Origin of the sequence: Methylobacterium sp. CCH5-D2, from assembly GCF_001556475.1 — a bacterium.
Taxonomy (GTDB): Bacteria; Pseudomonadota; Alphaproteobacteria; order Rhizobiales; family Beijerinckiaceae; genus Methylobacterium; species Methylobacterium hispanicum.
Genome location: NZ_LSIX01000548.1, coordinates 1 through 473 on the forward strand (window position 1 = coordinate 1; position 473 = coordinate 473).

Consider the following 473-nt stretch of genomic DNA (forward strand, 5'->3'; position numbering starts at 1 on the left):
CGGGCGGATCCGGCAGGCGCGGGTGGGCGCCGAGGAGGCGACGCGCCGCGCCCACGCCCTCGTCGGCCGCAGCGCCCGGGACGCGGAGGCCGCCGAGCAGCGCGCCCGCGCGGCCGAGGAAGCGACCGAGGCCGCGCTGCGCCGCGCCGAGCAGGCCGAGGCGGCCCGCACCGCCGCAGAGGCCGCTGCCGCCGCCGCGGAGGCTACGGCCGTCGCCGCGGAGGCCGCTGCGGCCGCCGCCGAGGCGCGCGCGTGCCGGGCCGATGAGGATGCGGCCGCCGCCCGCGCGGCGGAGGCCGAGGCGCGGCTCTGGCTCCGCCGCCTCCTCGCCTGCCTGAAGACCGAGTTCGCCGAGACGTCCGACGCGCCGGACGCGCGGGACTGACACCGTTTCCGGCTGACTGCTTCGACCGCGTGCGGTGAACCGCGCCATGCCCCCTCTCCCATAGGGAGAGGGTTGGGGTGAGGGGTAT

1 pseudogene is annotated in these 473 nt (G+C 80.1%); it reads left to right on the plus strand.

Annotation, left to right across the window (positions count from 1 at the left end):
* Nucleotides 1-385 (plus strand): annotated as a pseudogene (locus AX737_RS34395) (hypothetical protein); the annotation flags it as partial.
* Nucleotides 386-473: the final 88 nt, after the last annotated feature.